This is a genomic window from Streptomyces sp. CB02366 (genome assembly GCF_001905905.1).
In the GTDB taxonomy this organism is placed as follows: domain Bacteria; phylum Actinomycetota; class Actinomycetes; order Streptomycetales; family Streptomycetaceae; genus Streptomyces.
Map to the genome: position 1 here is coordinate 798,063 of NZ_LIVT01000003.1, position 13,894 is coordinate 811,956.

General features: G+C 72.2%; 10 protein-coding genes, 1 tRNA gene and 1 CRISPR repeat array. Of the genes, 10 read left to right on the plus strand and 1 reads right to left on the minus strand.

All coding sequences use genetic code 11. The features are described 5' to 3' along the window. The first annotated feature begins 60 nt into the window (after positions 1-60). From AMK24_RS12205 to AMK24_RS12215, 3 genes are all read left to right on the plus strand, one after another. Positions 61-1,593, plus strand: a complete 1,533-nt coding sequence (locus AMK24_RS12205) for a M28 family metallopeptidase (protein ID WP_073767997.1) — start codon at positions 61-63, stop codon at positions 1,591-1,593. 241 nt (positions 1,594-1,834) lie between these two features. Further along, on the plus strand, positions 1,835-2,131 hold the full coding sequence (locus tag AMK24_RS12210) for a type II toxin-antitoxin system VapB family antitoxin (RefSeq protein WP_003967677.1): 297 nt from the start codon (positions 1,835-1,837) through the stop codon (positions 2,129-2,131). A gap of 192 nt (positions 2,132-2,323) precedes the next feature. Then, entirely contained in the window at positions 2,324-2,926 is a 603-nt protein-coding gene (locus AMK24_RS12215) for a LytR C-terminal domain-containing protein (protein WP_073767999.1), read from the plus strand. A gap of 122 nt (positions 2,927-3,048) precedes the next feature. On the opposite strand, the gene upp is transcribed toward AMK24_RS12215, so the two are convergent. Continuing rightward, entirely contained in the window at positions 3,049-3,684 is a 636-nt protein-coding gene (upp, locus tag AMK24_RS12220; protein WP_073768001.1) for a uracil phosphoribosyltransferase, read from the minus strand. Positions 3,685-3,786: 102 nt separating this feature from the next. Between upp and AMK24_RS12225 the strand changes: the two genes are divergently transcribed. From AMK24_RS12225 to casB, 7 genes are all read left to right on the plus strand, one after another. Next, positions 3,787-4,110, plus strand: a complete 324-nt coding sequence (locus tag AMK24_RS12225) for a hypothetical protein (protein WP_073768870.1) — start codon at positions 3,787-3,789, stop codon at positions 4,108-4,110. 239 nt (positions 4,111-4,349) lie between these two features. After that, a complete protein-coding gene (locus AMK24_RS12230) occupies positions 4,350-4,898 on the plus strand; it encodes a tRNA adenosine deaminase-associated protein (RefSeq protein ID WP_073768002.1) in 549 nt (182 codons plus the stop codon). Between the two features lie 289 nt (positions 4,899-5,187). Next, on the plus strand, positions 5,188-5,616 hold the full coding sequence (gene tadA, locus AMK24_RS12235) for a tRNA adenosine(34) deaminase TadA (RefSeq protein WP_073768004.1): 429 nt from the start codon (positions 5,188-5,190) through the stop codon (positions 5,614-5,616). Between the two features lie 67 nt (positions 5,617-5,683). Continuing rightward, positions 5,684-5,771 (plus strand) — tRNA-Ser (locus tag AMK24_RS12240). A 625-nt stretch (positions 5,772-6,396) separates the two neighbouring features. Next, complete coding sequence (locus AMK24_RS12245) at positions 6,397-7,506, plus strand: MarR family transcriptional regulator (RefSeq protein WP_073768006.1); 1,110 nt, start codon at positions 6,397-6,399, stop codon at positions 7,504-7,506. A gap of 261 nt (positions 7,507-7,767) precedes the next feature. After that, positions 7,768-8,100: direct repeats of the CRISPR family, unit length 28 nt; unit sequence GTGGTCCCCGCGCACGCGGGGGTGTTCC. Positions 8,101-8,315: 215 nt separating this feature from the next. Continuing rightward, positions 8,316-13,112 (plus strand): type I-E CRISPR-associated protein Cse1/CasA, encoded by a 4,797-nt coding sequence (gene casA / locus AMK24_RS12250; protein ID WP_079190496.1) that lies wholly within the window; start codon positions 8,316-8,318, stop codon positions 13,110-13,112. After that, positions 13,109-13,879 carry a type I-E CRISPR-associated protein Cse2/CasB gene (gene casB / locus AMK24_RS12255; RefSeq protein ID WP_073768008.1) on the plus strand — a complete coding sequence of 257 codons (771 nt, stop codon included), beginning with the start codon at positions 13,109-13,111 and terminating at the stop codon, positions 13,877-13,879. Before casA ends, casB begins: the two co-directional genes overlap by 4 nt. Positions 13,880-13,894 lie beyond the last annotated feature (15 nt).

The following is a 13,894-nucleotide window of genomic DNA, read 5'->3' on the forward strand; positions in this document are numbered from 1 at the left end:
GCTCGGGCTCCAACCGTTCAGACCGGAAGGACTCCTGTGCACGCCATACGTCGCAGAGCCATGGCCGTCGTGGCCGCCACCGCCCTGGCCACGCCGCTCCTGCTGGCCGCGTCCCCCAACCCCGGACGCCCTGCCGCTCACGACCCCGGCAAGGAAGCGGCCAAGCTGTCGCGAAAGCTGGTGAAGAGCGCGTCGGCCCAGGACGCGTACCGCCACCTCCAGCAGTTCCAGGCCATCGCCGACTCCGCCGACGGCCACCGCGCCGCCGGCTCGTTGGGCCACGACGCCTCGGCCGCGTACGTCTACCGCCAGCTCCAGCGGGCCGGTTACAAGGTCTCGTACGAGAACTTCCGCTTCACCTACACGGAGACGCTGGCCGAAAAGCTCGCCGTGGTGACGCCGACGCCCCGCGACGTGACGATCAAGGCCATGACGTACACGCCGTCGACGAAGGAGGGCGGTCTGACGGCGGCGCTCGTCGCGGTGCCCGTGGACGCCACGACGGGCTGCGAGGCGTCCGACTACGCCGCCGCGGACTTCACGGGGAAGATCGCGCTGATCAAGCGCGGCGGCTGTTCCTTCGCCGACAAGCAGGCGGCCGCCGCCGGAGCGGGCGCGGCCGGCGCGGTCATCTACAACAACGTCGAGGGCGTGCTGTCCGGCACGCTCGGCGAGGTCGCCGCCGGGAAGATCCCGACCGGTGGACTCTCCCAGCAGGAGGGCGAGAAGCTCGCGCAGGACGCCGCGGCCGGCGAGGTCACGGTCTCCTTCGAGATCCGCGAACTCCAGGAGGACCGCCCCACCCGCAACGTCATCGCGGAGACGCCCGGCGGCGACCCGGCGCGGACCGTGATGCTCGGCGCGCACCTCGACTCGGTGACCGAGGGCCCCGGCATCAACGACAACGGCTCCGGCTCGGCCGGTCTGCTCGACGTCGCCCTGAAGCTGGCGAAGACGAAGAGCGACCCCGCCAACAAGGTGCGGTTCGCCTGGTGGTCGGCCGAGGAGAACGGTCTGATCGGCTCGGAGAAGTACGTCGCCGCCCTCTCCGACAAGCAGCGCGAGCAGATCGCGCTCTACCTGAACTTCGACATGATCGCCTCGCCCAACGGCGTCCAGTTCGTCTTCGACGGCGACGACTCCGACCGGGTCGGCGAGGGCGCCGGCCCCGAGGGTTCGGCCCAGCTGGAGCGGGACATCAACGAGTTCCTCGACGGCAAGGGCAAGCCGCACGAGGGCACGGACTTCACCGGCCGCTCGGACTACGGGCCGTTCATCGAGGTCGGCATCCCCTCCGGCGGTACGGACACGGGGGCCGAGGGCATCAAGACGGGAGCCCAGGCGAAGGTGTTCGGCGGCGAGGCGGGGATCGCGTACGACCCCTGCTACCACGCGGCCTGCGACGACCTGGACAACATCGACATGCGTCACTTCGACACCAACATCGATGTGATCGCCAACGCCGTCGGGACGTACGCCCACGACCTGCGCTCGCTGACCCGCCCGGTCGCCCCCGACACCGGCTCCGGAACGCCCGGCAGCGGTGGCAGCGGTGGCGGCCTGCGCGAGGGCCACGGCCGCGAGACGGAGTAGCGGCCCCCCTCCCCACGCTCCGTACCCGCCCCTCTCCGGGCAGGCCCACCGCCTGCCCGGAGAGGGGCCGTCGTCGCTCCGGCCGGGCTCACCGCCCGCCCGGGGAAGGCGCGCCCCGGCGTCCCGGCCCGCGGGGCGCTGCCGTTATCCCGCCCTATTCGGCGCTATACGCCCTTTGCACCGGCACCGTGGTGTGCTTCCCCGGCTGCGCCCGGTGGTCCTTGCCCGGTAGGCTTTCCGTGTGATCTTCAAGCGCATCGGAAATGGGAAGCCATACCCCGACCACGGCCGGGAAAGCACCCGCCAGTGGGCGGATGTCGCGCCGCGTCCGGTTCGCCTGGACCAGCTCGTGACCACCAAGGGCCAGCTCGACCTGGAGACCCTCCTCGCCGAGGACTCCACGTTCTACGGCGACCTGTTCGCGCACGTCGTGAAGTGGCAGGGCGACCTCTATCTGGAGGACGGCCTGCACCGGGCGGTCCGCGCCGCGCTCCAGCAGCGCCAGGTGCTGCACGCCCGCGTCCTCGACCTGGGCTGACGCCGACCGGCCGCACTCCGCGGCCCCGGGGAGACGTCCCTCCCCCGCCGGCGCCCCGGCGCTCGCCCAAGCCGTGAATTCGGGCCTTTCGGGTGCTTTCCCACCCATCCGGGTGCCCTACGTTGATCATTTAGTACGCAACATCACCGCGCGCACTACGCTGCTTCCATGAGCATGCTCACTCCCCCCGGCATGGGCGGAAAGTACCGCATCACGGGTGACGCCTACCCCCGTATGCGCCGCCCCCGGAAACACCGCAGGCTGGTCCTCGCGGGCATCGGCGCGGTCGCCGCCCTCGGTCTGGCCGGCTGGGGCACTCTGCAGCTCATCGACGTCTTCACCGGCGGCGACAAGAGCGCCGCGGCGGCCGACCACAAGCGGGACTGCCCCACCGCGAAGCCGTCGGCGGCCCCCGCCAAGGCGCTGCCGAAGCCGGCCGCGATCAAGGTCAACGTCTACAACGCGACGACGCGCAGCGGGCTGGCCAAGGACGCCGCCGCGGAGCTCAAGAAGCGCGGCTTCACCATCGGCGAGGTGGGGAACGCGTCGAAGGAGTACGACAAGAAGGTCCCGGGCGCGGGCGTGCTGCTCGGCGCGCCGACCGCGAAGAGCGGCAGCTTCACGGTGCTCGGCGCCCAGCTGACGGGCGCGGTGGAGAAGACCGACACGAGGAAGACGGCCGAGGTCGACCTGATCCTCGGGGCGAAGTTCAAGGCGTTCAGCACCCCGCGGGAAGCGACGGCGGCGGTGGCGGCCCTGACGAAGCCGGCCCCGGCCCCGTCCCCCTCCTGCTGACGCCCCCCCCCGCGGCGGCGTCCCGCCCCGGCGCCGTGGGCCGTACGCGAAAACGTCCTGCCCCGGTCCCGTACGGTTGCGTACGGGACCGGGGCAGGACGCGGAATCGTGGGAAGAGGGCCCTACTCGGCCGTGCCGTACATCCGGTCGCCCGCGTCGCCGAGGCCCGGCACGATGTAGCCGTTCTCGTTGAGCCGCTCGTCGACGGAGGCGGTGACCACGGTGACCGGGGTGCCGGCCAGCTCGCGCTCCATCACCTCGACGCCCTCGGGCGCGGCGAGCAGGACGACGGCGGTGACATCGTCGGCGCCGCGCTTGATCAGCTCCTGGATGGCCGCGACGAGGGTGCCGCCGGTGGCCAGCATCGGGTCCAGGACGTAGACCTGGCGGCCGGAGAGGTCCTCCGGCATCCGGGTCGCGTACGTCTCCGCCTGGAGTGTCTCCTCGTTGCGGATCATGCCGAGGAAGCCCACCTCGGCGGTCGGCAGCAGCCGCACCATGCCGTCCAGCATGCCGAGACCGGCCCGCAGGATCGGGACGACCAGCGGCCGGGGGTGCGAGAGTTTCACCCCAGTCGTGGACGTCACCGGGGTGTCGATGTCGACCTGCTCGGTGCGCACGTCCCTGGTGGCCTCGTAGGCGAGCAGGGTGACCAGCTCGTCGGCGAGCCGCCGGAAGGTCGGGGAGTCGGTGCGCTTGTCGCGCAGCGTGGTGAGTTTGTGCGCCACCAGCGGGTGGTCGACAACGTGGATCCGCATGCGTCAACAGTAACCGCGCCGCCCGGCGCCCTGCGCTGGCATCAACCACCTGTTCGGGGGGAAGGTGGGGGCATACGGACCCAGCACTGGGGTGGTGTGTCGATGGCTGACGGTGAACTGCGCCGCAACCCGGCCCCGCGTGCGCCGCGCGAGGAGCGCGGCGTCGAGGGCGCGAAGGGCGCGGCGGGCACGACGACGGCGTCCGGTGCGGCGGAGACTGCGGGAACGGCGAGCACGACAAGCACGGCGAGCACGGCGGGCGACGTCCAGGACTCCCAGGAGAGCGACGCGGCCCGGCGTCGGCGACGCGCCCAGTTCCTCCGTGAGCTCCACGAGGCCAAGCAGCTGCGCGACCGGGTCCAACCGCGCCGCGCCCGCGCCGCGCGGATGCGGCAGCAGATGCGGATGCGCACGTTCCGCTGGTGAAGCCGGACGTGGGCCGTCGGCGGAACCGGCATGTACCACCGGCGCACTCCCGGCTCACCGGCGCGTCAGGGCGACGTCCGACCAGGCACTCCTGGAACTGATGGCCGACGCAACGGTCGAAGAGGTCTCGCGCGGCGCTTGTTTCTGCCACGATGCCGATTGGGCGGGGTTCAGGACGGACGGATCACCGTTCGCCCTCCCGTCGGACCGATTCGCCTATGACCAGTGGGAGAGTCACGGTGTACTTCGCCGCACTGCTCGCGCGCACCGAAGACGGGTGGGAAGCGAGCGATACAGAGCTCGACGATGTGGAGACCCTGTCCGATCTGATGGATCTGGCCCGGGACGCCTCGGTGGACGAGGACACGGTCCTGATCTACATCGAGCAGGAGGACGCCTGGTTCGGCGTCGTCCGCGTGGACGGGGAGGAGGACCCCCGGATCTACGTGTCGGACGCGTCCGCCGCCGCCCGCTCCTCGTACGGGGAGATCCTGCTCACCGACGAAATGCTCGGCCGCCCGCCGGGGGCCGGGGACGAGATCGCCGCTCTGGAGGAGCTCGTCGACCTCGACAGCACGGAGGACGGTGAACCGGACCGTACCGCCGCCCCCGCCGCCGAGGACGACGCCTCCGACCGGGACGCGGTGCCCGCGGGGCCGATCGGGGAGCTCGGAGTCCTCGCCGACCTCGGGATGTCCGAGAAGGAGCTGCTGACCCTGCAGACCGACGCCCTCGCGGAGATCGCGGAGGCCGTAGGGGCGACGGAGGTCCTGGAGGCGGTCCGCTGACCCACCGGACCGCCACCGCACACCCGCGCCCACCCCACCGCACCCCGCCCGCCACCCACTCCGCCCACCCCACCTCACCCCGCTCCGTCCCCTTCCCCCCGCCCCGCCCGGCCGCCGCGCCCCGCCGCCCGCCGTTCCCGTCCGTTAGGGTCCGCGGGTGACCGCACGACCGCCGATCCCCTCACCCGAGCCCGCCCCGGATCCCGGACACGTACCGGAGCCCGACCCCGTACGGGAACCGGCCCGCGTACCGGAGCCCGACCCCGTACGCGATCCCTGGCAGGCCCCGATGCGCCGCGCCCTGGCCGAGGCGGCTCGGGCGGCGTCGGCCGGCGACGTGCCGGTCGGCGCCGTCGTGCTCGGCCCCGACGGCGCCGAACTGGCCACCGCCCACAACGAACGCGAGGCCACCGGAGACCCCACCGCCCACGCCGAGGTCCTGGCGCTGCGCCGGGCGGCCGAGGCCCACGGCGAGTGGCGTCTGACCGGCTGCACCCTGGTGGTCACCCTGGAGCCCTGCACGATGTGCGCCGGCGCGCTGGTCCAGTCCCGGGTGGCCCGGGTCGTCTACGGCGCCCGCGACGAGAAGGCCGGCGCGGCCGGCTCCCTCTGGGACGTCGTCCGCGACCGCCGCCTGAACCACCGCCCGGAGGTCATCGGCGGCGTCCTGGAACCGGAGTGCGCCACCCAGCTGACGGCCTTCTTCCGCACCCTCTGACCAGGTTCGCCCCCGGCGCGCGGAACCGATTTCTGTCCACGCCCCGGGATGGTCTAAGCTCTCTCTCGGTAGCGTGTCCGAGCGGCCGAAGGAGCTCGCCTCGAAAGCGAGTGTGGCGTAACCCGTCACCGTGGGTTCAAATCCCACCGCTACCGCTTCTGAAAACCCCCTCGATCCGCGGAAACGCGATCGAGGGGGTTTTCTGTGTCCCACGGGACCAAGGGCGCCCCGCCCACGCGGGTGCCCGGCGGTGGATGGACGGCAGCCGCCGCCGACTCGTCACCGCGACCCCCCACCGACTGGCCGACTACCTGCCGACACCAGGCCGTCCCGACCGGCTGCCCACCGCTCGGGGCGAGAGCAGGCATGGAGCCCCCCCGAAGCTCGGGTCTTGAACCCCGGGTTTCGGGGTGGGCGGGGCTCCTCGTTCGGGGTAAAGGAAGGGGCTCCGGGCCCGAAGCTCGGGTTCCGGGACTCGGGCGTCGGGTCACGAGCGCCGAGACCCGAGCGCCTTCTTTAACCGGTAGGGAAAGAAGGGGGGTTAAGGAAAACCTCCCCACCCTCCCCACCCCGTCACGGCCAGCAAGTATGACTAATAGTGATGACTTGCGGCGCAGCGTGACGAATGTCTACGGTGCGAGAACCAAACGACCCCGACGTGGTGTTGGAAGCACCGAGCCGGGGTCTCACCGCAAGATCGTCACCTAGAAAGCCGATCCCTTGGCTGCCCAGCACCTTAGCCCCGCCCCGCCCGCTCCAGCAGCCCCACACGCCTACCCGATGGCCAAACCCGGCTACGGCAAGCGCTCCGCCCCGGACCAACGCCCCCGCACCCGCGACGACTTCGCCCTGCTGCCCACCCGCGAGCGGTACGTGGCCGGCTTCGTCGACCACCTCCCCGAGGGCGCGGCGATGAGCGTGAAGCAACTGGCCAAGCAGCTCCCGCTCTACGGCCAACAGGCCATCAGCACCTCCCTGTCCGCCCTCTCCGTCGCAGGCCACCTGCGCCGCGTACGGTGCCCGGTCGGCACGGACGACCAAGTCCGCTGGGCCTACCGCACGTTCTGGTCCCGCACCGCACGTGACAACGAGTGGTGGAACAGCTACCTCGCCACCGAGACCGCCGCACAGGGGATCGCCCCGGCCGACGCGCCCGCGCCCCCGCCGCCGTGGGTCCCTGCCGAGGAACCGGTGCCGTCCACACAGTCGGCGGACCCGGCTGTGGTCCAGTCCCCTGAGCCCGCCGCCATCCCGCAGCAACGCACCCCTCTCCTGGCATCCGACCTCCCCCAGCCCCGCGCCACCGAACCTGCGCCACCCACGCGGCCCACCACTCCCACACCTCCCACCCAGGACACGGTCCACGCGCCACCCACCGAGGCCGTCACCCCCGTGCAACACGCCCGCGACCCTGAGCCCTCCGCCGCCTACTTGGCTTTGGCCCACCTCGGCCACAACGACCACCGGCTCGCCCTCTCCGCCCACGACTGCACCACCCTCGAACCCCTCGCAACCGCATGGCTCGCACGCGGCGTCAGCGTCGACTACCTCACCAGCGCCCTCACCGCAGGACTCCCCGCACAGGTCGACTCCCCCGCCGGCCTCCTCCGCCGCCGCCTCACCGACAAAATCCCACCCCAACTCCCCACAACGGGGGCCACGCCGCCCGCCTCCGACACCCCCGCGCCCGCCCGCCGCATCCTCATCGAATGCACAACATGCGGCCGCCCAGGCCCCCCAGAGGCACTGCCGGACGGCCTCTGCCGCCTCTGCCACCAAACCCATGCCGGGGGCGGCAGCGGCAGCGGCAGCGGCACACCCTCCTCCGCCGAAATCGCCGTCGTCAAAGCCCACATGGCAAACCTCCGCGCCCTCCTCAAACCCGTCTGACCCCGACCCAGCACGCAAACCCGCCGCATCACCTCTGAGAGCCAGGGCGGGCGCACCACAACCCACGCACAGGACCACGCCCACAGAAGGCGGAGCCCAGCCCCTTGCACCGAAGCCGAACCGACCAGACTGGCAGCAGGCAGAATGAAACCGACCGCACCACACGCGTGACCGCTTCGCGAAGTAAGGTCGGATATGTCGGCTTCTCGAGAAGTAAGTAAAAACCGCCACCCCGCCACCTAAACCCGCAGGTCACGAACTGTGGTCCCCGCGCACGCGGGGGTGTTCCCATCACGCTGTGAAGTTCTCAAGTAGTCGAACGGTGGTCCCCGCGCACGCGGGGGTGTTCCTCGCTGACGGCACGTACGCCCCTGGGGATCCGCGTGGTCCCCGCGCACGCGGGGGTGTTCCTGCCGATCTCCTCAAGACGTCGGCAGCGCTCTGGTGGTCCCCGCGCACGCGGGGGTGTTCCCCCCTGCGCCTGCTGCTCCAGCCCCGTGCCCCAGTGGTCCCCGCGCACGCGGGGGTGTTCCCGCCCCCGCGCACGGCCTGACCCTGGGAGTGTCGTGGTCCCCGCGCACGCGGGGGTGTTCCCATCCGCGCGCACCCCACCGCCGATCCCGTAGGGACCCCGCGCAGGCGGGGATGTTTCCGCCTCAGTGTTCGCACGGCGCCCTCGGAGTACCCGATCCCCACACAAAAAGCATGGCAAGTGCTCTCCATCGGTGCCAGGTTGATCAATTAAGTGCACTTGCATTCATCCTCGGGCATCTGGCCCCCTCGCGACCGCGCCGATGTCCAATACGGCCATGAGCCGCGATCTTCCGGAAAGCCACTCGGCCTTCGCCTGTCTGTCCGACGCCTCCCGCACCGCCTGGGGTAAGCACGACCGGCCGACCGATCAGTGGCTTCCGCTCTGGCGGCACATGGCGGACAGCGCAGCCGTCGCCGGACGGCTCTGGGACACGTGGGTGCCCGACAGCGTCAAGGCTCTCGTCGCGGACGCGTTCCCCCAGGGGGCCTCGGACGCCAGGCAGGCCGCCGTCTTCCTCGCCTGCGTTCACGACATCGGCAAGGCCACCCCCGCCTTCGCCTGCCAGGTGGACGGGCTCGCGGATCAGATGCGGGACGCCAGGCTGGAGATGCCGTACCAGAAGCAGTTCGGGCTGGACCGGCGGATGGCGCCGCACGGGCTCGCCGGACAGGTGCTGCTCCAGGAGTGGCTGGGGGAGCGGTTCGGGTGGAGTGAGCGGGTCTCCGGGCAGTTCGCCGTGGTCGCGGGTGGGCATCACGGTACGCCTCCGGATCACCAGCAGATCCACGATCTCGGGCTCCGCCCGCGGCTGTTGCGTACCGGTGGGGAGAGCGAAGCCGTCTGGCGGGGCGTCCAGTTCGAGTTGATGGACGCCTGCGCCGCGCGGGCCGGCGTGGAGGGGCGGTTCGCCGCGTGGCGGTCCGTTCGGTTGCCGCAGCCCGTGCAGGTCGTCCTCACCGCGATCGTCATCGTCTCGGACTGGATCGCCAGTTCCTCGGAGCTGTTCCCGTACGACCCCGCCTCCTGGTCGCCCGGAGGTCCGGAGGGGGAGGAGCGTCGGCTCGCGGCAGCCTGGGCCGGGCTGGACCTTCCCGGGCCCTGGCGGGCCGAGCAACCGGACGGTAGTGCCGCCGAGTTGTTCCGCGAACGGTTCGACCTTCCGCAGGGCGCCGGAATCAGGCCCGTACAGGAGGAGGCCGTACGCGTGGCCCGTGAACTGCCGGGGCCCGGGCTGTTGATCATCGAGGCCCCCATGGGGGAGGGCAAGACCGAAGCGGCCTTCGCGGCGGCGGAGGTCTTGGCCGCACGCTCGGGCGCCGGCGGGTGTCTCGTGGCGCTGCCGACCCGCGCCACGGGAGACGCCATGTTCCCCCGGCTGATCAGCTGGTTGCAGCGGCTCCCCTCCGATGGCCCCCGGTCCGTCGTCCTCGCCCACGCCAAGGCCGCTCTCAACGAGGTGTGGGCCGGGATGACGAAGGCCGACCGGCGGACGATCGCGGCCGTCGACCTGGACGGCCCCGTCGAGGACGTCTCCCCCGCCGGGGGCGCGCGCCGCGTCAATCCCGCTTCTCTCCATGCCCACCAGTGGCTGCGCGGCCGGAAGAAGGGGCTTCTCTCCTCCTTCGCCGTCGGCACCATCGACCAGGTGCTCTTCGCCGGGCTCAAGAGCCGCCACCTGGCACTTCGGCACCTCGCCGTCGCGGGCAAGGTCGTCATCATCGACGAAGTGCACGCCTACGACGCGTACATGAACTCCTACCTCGATCGCGTACTGGAGTGGCTGGCCGCCTACCGGGTGCCCGTGGTCATGCTCTCCGCCACGCTGCCCGCGTTGCGCCGGCGCGAGCTGATGGCCGCGTACGCCGGGGAGACGACGCCCGAGCTCGCCGCCGCCCTCGAACTGCCCGACGACGCATACCCGTTGATCACCGCTGTCGCGCCCGGCAGCAGCACCGTCCTGACGGCCCAGCCGGCGGCGGCTTCGGGGCGGCGCACGGACGTCGCCGTGGAGCGGCTGGACGACGAGCTGCCGACGCTGGTGGCGAGGCTGGAGGACGAACTGCGCGACGGTGGCTGCGCCCTCGTCGTACGCAACACCGTGGACCGGGTCCTGGAGGCCGCCCGGCATCTGCGCGCGCACTTCGGCTCGGATGCCGTGACCGTGGCGCACTCCCGGTTCATCGCGGCAGACCGGGCCCGCAAGGACACCGAGCTGCGCGAGCGGTTCGGACCGGGCGGCGACCGTCCCACAGGGCCGCACATCGTCGTGGCCAGCCAGGTCGTCGAGCAGTCCCTGGACATCGACTTCGACCTGCTGGTCACAGATCTCGCCCCCATCGACCTGGTGCTTCAGCGGATGGGCCGGCTGCACCGCCATCCGCGTACCCGGCCGCCCCGTCTCACACGGGCCCGCTGCCTGATCACCGGGGTGGAGGACTGGGGCGCTGATCAGCCCATGCCCGTACGGGGCTCGCTCGCCGTGTACCAGGGACCGCACACCCTGCTGCGGGCCCTCGCCGTGCTGGGGCCGCACCTCGACGGCGTACCTCTGGTGCTGCCGGACCACATCAGCCCGTTGGTGCAGGCCGCCTACGACGAACGGCCGGTCGGGCCGACGCACTGGGCGCCCGCGCTGGCTGAGGCCCGGCACCGCTATCTGGCCCGGCTGGCGGAGAAGCGGGAGCGGGCCGACGTGTTCCGGCTGGGGCCGGTACGGCGGGCGGGACGGCCCCTGTTCGGCTGGCTCGACGGAAACGCGGGGGACGCGGACGACAGCCGCAGCGGGCGCGCACAGGTACGGGACAGCGAGGAGAGCCTTGAGGTGCTGGTCGTCCAGCGCCGCGCGGACGGACGGCTGACCACCGTGAACTGGCTCGACGGCGGGCGCGGCGGGCTGGACCTGCCCGAGCACACCCCTCCCCCGCACCGGACCGCCGAGATCGTCGCCGCCTGCGCGCTGACGCTGCCCAGGACACTCACCCACCCGGGGGCGATCGACCGGACCATCGCGGAGCTGGAGCGGTTCGTCGTACCCGCCTGGCAGGTGAAGGAATGTCCGTGGCTGGCCGGGGAGTTGCTGCTCGTGCTGAACGAGGACCACCGGACCCTCCTCGCGGGCTGGGAGGTCCACTACAGCCCTGACGACGGGCTCCGGGTGGGACCGGTCGGCGCGCTCCCCGCGAGCGGCGTGAACGCGCACGAAGCGGTGGCGTCCGCCGCGCCCTCCTTCGACCTGGTGTCGCGGCCGTGGCTGCCCGTCCAGTACACGGACGGTTCCACCGGGGAACTCTCACTGCGGGACGTCTTCGCGCGGGCGGCGGACGTCCGCCGACTGGTGGGGGACCTTCCCACGCAGGAACTGGCCTTGCTACGGCTGCTGTTGGCGATCCTGTACGACGCCTGCGACGAGGCCGACGGGCGATCGAGCGGCGCACCCGCGACATTGGAGGACTGGGAGGCCCTGTGGGAGTCGCCGGACTCCTTCGACGTCGTCGCCGGCTACCTCGACCGGTACCGCGACCGCTTCGACCTCCTCCACCCCGAGCGTCCGTTCTTCCAAGTCGCGGGATTGCACACGCAGAAGCACGAGGTCGCGTCGCTGAACCGGATCGTGGCCGACGTGCCGAACGGCGAGGCGTTCTTCTCCATGCGCCGGCCCGGCGTGGACCGGCTCGGGCTCGCGGAGGCGGCGCGCTGGCTCGTCCACACCCATGCGTACGACTCGTCCGGCATCAAGTCCGGGATGGTGGGCGACGACCGGGTCAAGGGCGGCAAGGTCTACCCGCAGGGCGTCGGCTGGGTCGGAGGGCTCGGCGGTGTCTTCGCGGAGGGCGCGGACCTGCGCGCGACGCTCCTGCTGAACCTGGTCGCGACGGACGAGGACGTCCTCACGGCGGAGCCGAAGGAAGACCTGCCGGTATGGCGGCGCGACCCTCCCCCCGGTCCCGGCGTACTGGAAGGAGACCCTTCCGTTCCCCGGCCCGCAGGCCCCCGCGACCTCTACACCTGGCAGTCGCGGCGGGTGCTCCTGCACACGGAGGGCCCCGAGGCCACCGGGGTCGTCCTCGGTTACGGGGACCCTCTCGCCGCCGCCAACCGACAGAAGAGGGAGCCGATGACGGGCTGGCGGCGCAGCCCGGCCCAGGAGAAGAAGCTCGGGCAGCCGTTGATCTACCTGCCGCGCCAGCACGATCCGGCACGGGCGGCCTGGCGCGGTCTCGCCACCCTGTTGCAGGCCCAGAAACAGGACGGGGACACGACCGGGCGCGGCACGGACCGGAGCCTCCCGCCCGGAATCGTGCGCTGGCTGACCCTGCTCACCTCCGAAGGCGTACTGCCGAAGCGGTCCCTGATCCGTACGCGGCTGGTCGGCGCGGTCTACGGGACGCAGCAGTCCGTGGTGGACGAGGTGGTGGACGACTCCATCGCGCTCCCGGTCGTCCTGCTCGACCAGGACCGCGATCTGCACCGGGTCGTCGCCATCGACGCGGTCAGCGACGCCGAGCAGGCGGTCTCCGCCCTCGGCCGCCTGGCCGGGAACCTCGCCCGCGCGGTCGGCTCCGACGCCGGGCCCGCCACGTCCACCGCCCGTGACCTGGGCTTCGGAGCGTTGGACGCGCCGTACCGCAGTTGGCTGGCGGGCCTCGCCGAGTACAGCGACCTGGACAGCGACCTGGACCGGGCGCGGGCGGACTGGCACGCCATCGCGCGCCGCGTCGTGCTCGGCCTGGGGCATGACCTCCTCGATTCGGCGGGTGAGGCGGCGGCGGAGGGCCGGGTGATCGATCTGCCGGGCGTCGGCAAGCGCTGGGTGGACAGTTCCCGCGCGGACCTGTGGTTCCGGACCCGGATCAACAAGGTGTTGCCCGCAGCGCCGTTCATGGCGTCCGGGACCGCCGAGGACGCGTCCGGCGCCGACTGTGAGCTGCCCAAGGCCGCCGAGGTCGCGCCCGAAGCCGTCGCCGAGCCGCCCGGCCCCGCCGAGGACACGCCCCCCGGCCCCGCCGAGGACGCCTCCGGCAGAACCGGCGCCGACCACTCCGACCCACCTTCCCCGGAGGGAACCGCATGACCACCACCACGACGTCCGGCGCCGACGCCCCACCGCCTCCTCCGCCGGACGGCGAGCCGATGACCGAGCGGCTGCCGGCCCCTCAGCTGGTCGCCCGCGCGACCGGTACGTACATCGCGCGGCTGGAGCGCCAGTACCTGGCCGACGTGCCCTCCGCCGTGGGGGAGCTGGCACGGCTGCGGCGCGGCGCCGGAAAGCGGGCCCACCGGATCCCGGACCTGTGGGGCATCGGCGGCACCGAAGAACTGGCCGAACTGCGCGGCGGCCACGAGGGTTTCCTCCGCGCCGAGTACGCGGAGGAGGCGGTCGTCCTGGCCACCTCCCTGTGGGCGCTGCATCAGCAGTCCAGCCGCGAGCACGGCATGTACAACCGGAGTCAGAACCTGGGCGGGGCCGTGCGCGCCCTGATCCGGCTGAAGGGGGCGGCGAGCGCGGACGAGGAGGACTCCCCGCTGCGCAAGCGCCTGGTGCGGGTCGGAACGGCCGAGTCCCTCGACTCCGTCGCCGTACGGCTCCGGGAGATCGTGCTGCTGCTGCGGGGCGCGAAGGTGCCCCTCGACTACGCGCGCCTGGCGGGGCAGCTCTACCGCTGGCAGCACCGCCCCGACCGGGCGGGGGTGCAGCGGGAGTGGGGGCGCGAATTCCATCTGGCCGCCGTCTCCGGCGCGAAGAAGGCGAAGGCGGGCGCCGACGGCGGGAACGGCGACGCGATCGACGGAACGCTGCGCCCGGACGAGGACTTCGGCGGCTACGCGGCCGGGGAGTAGCCGCCCAGTCGCCCC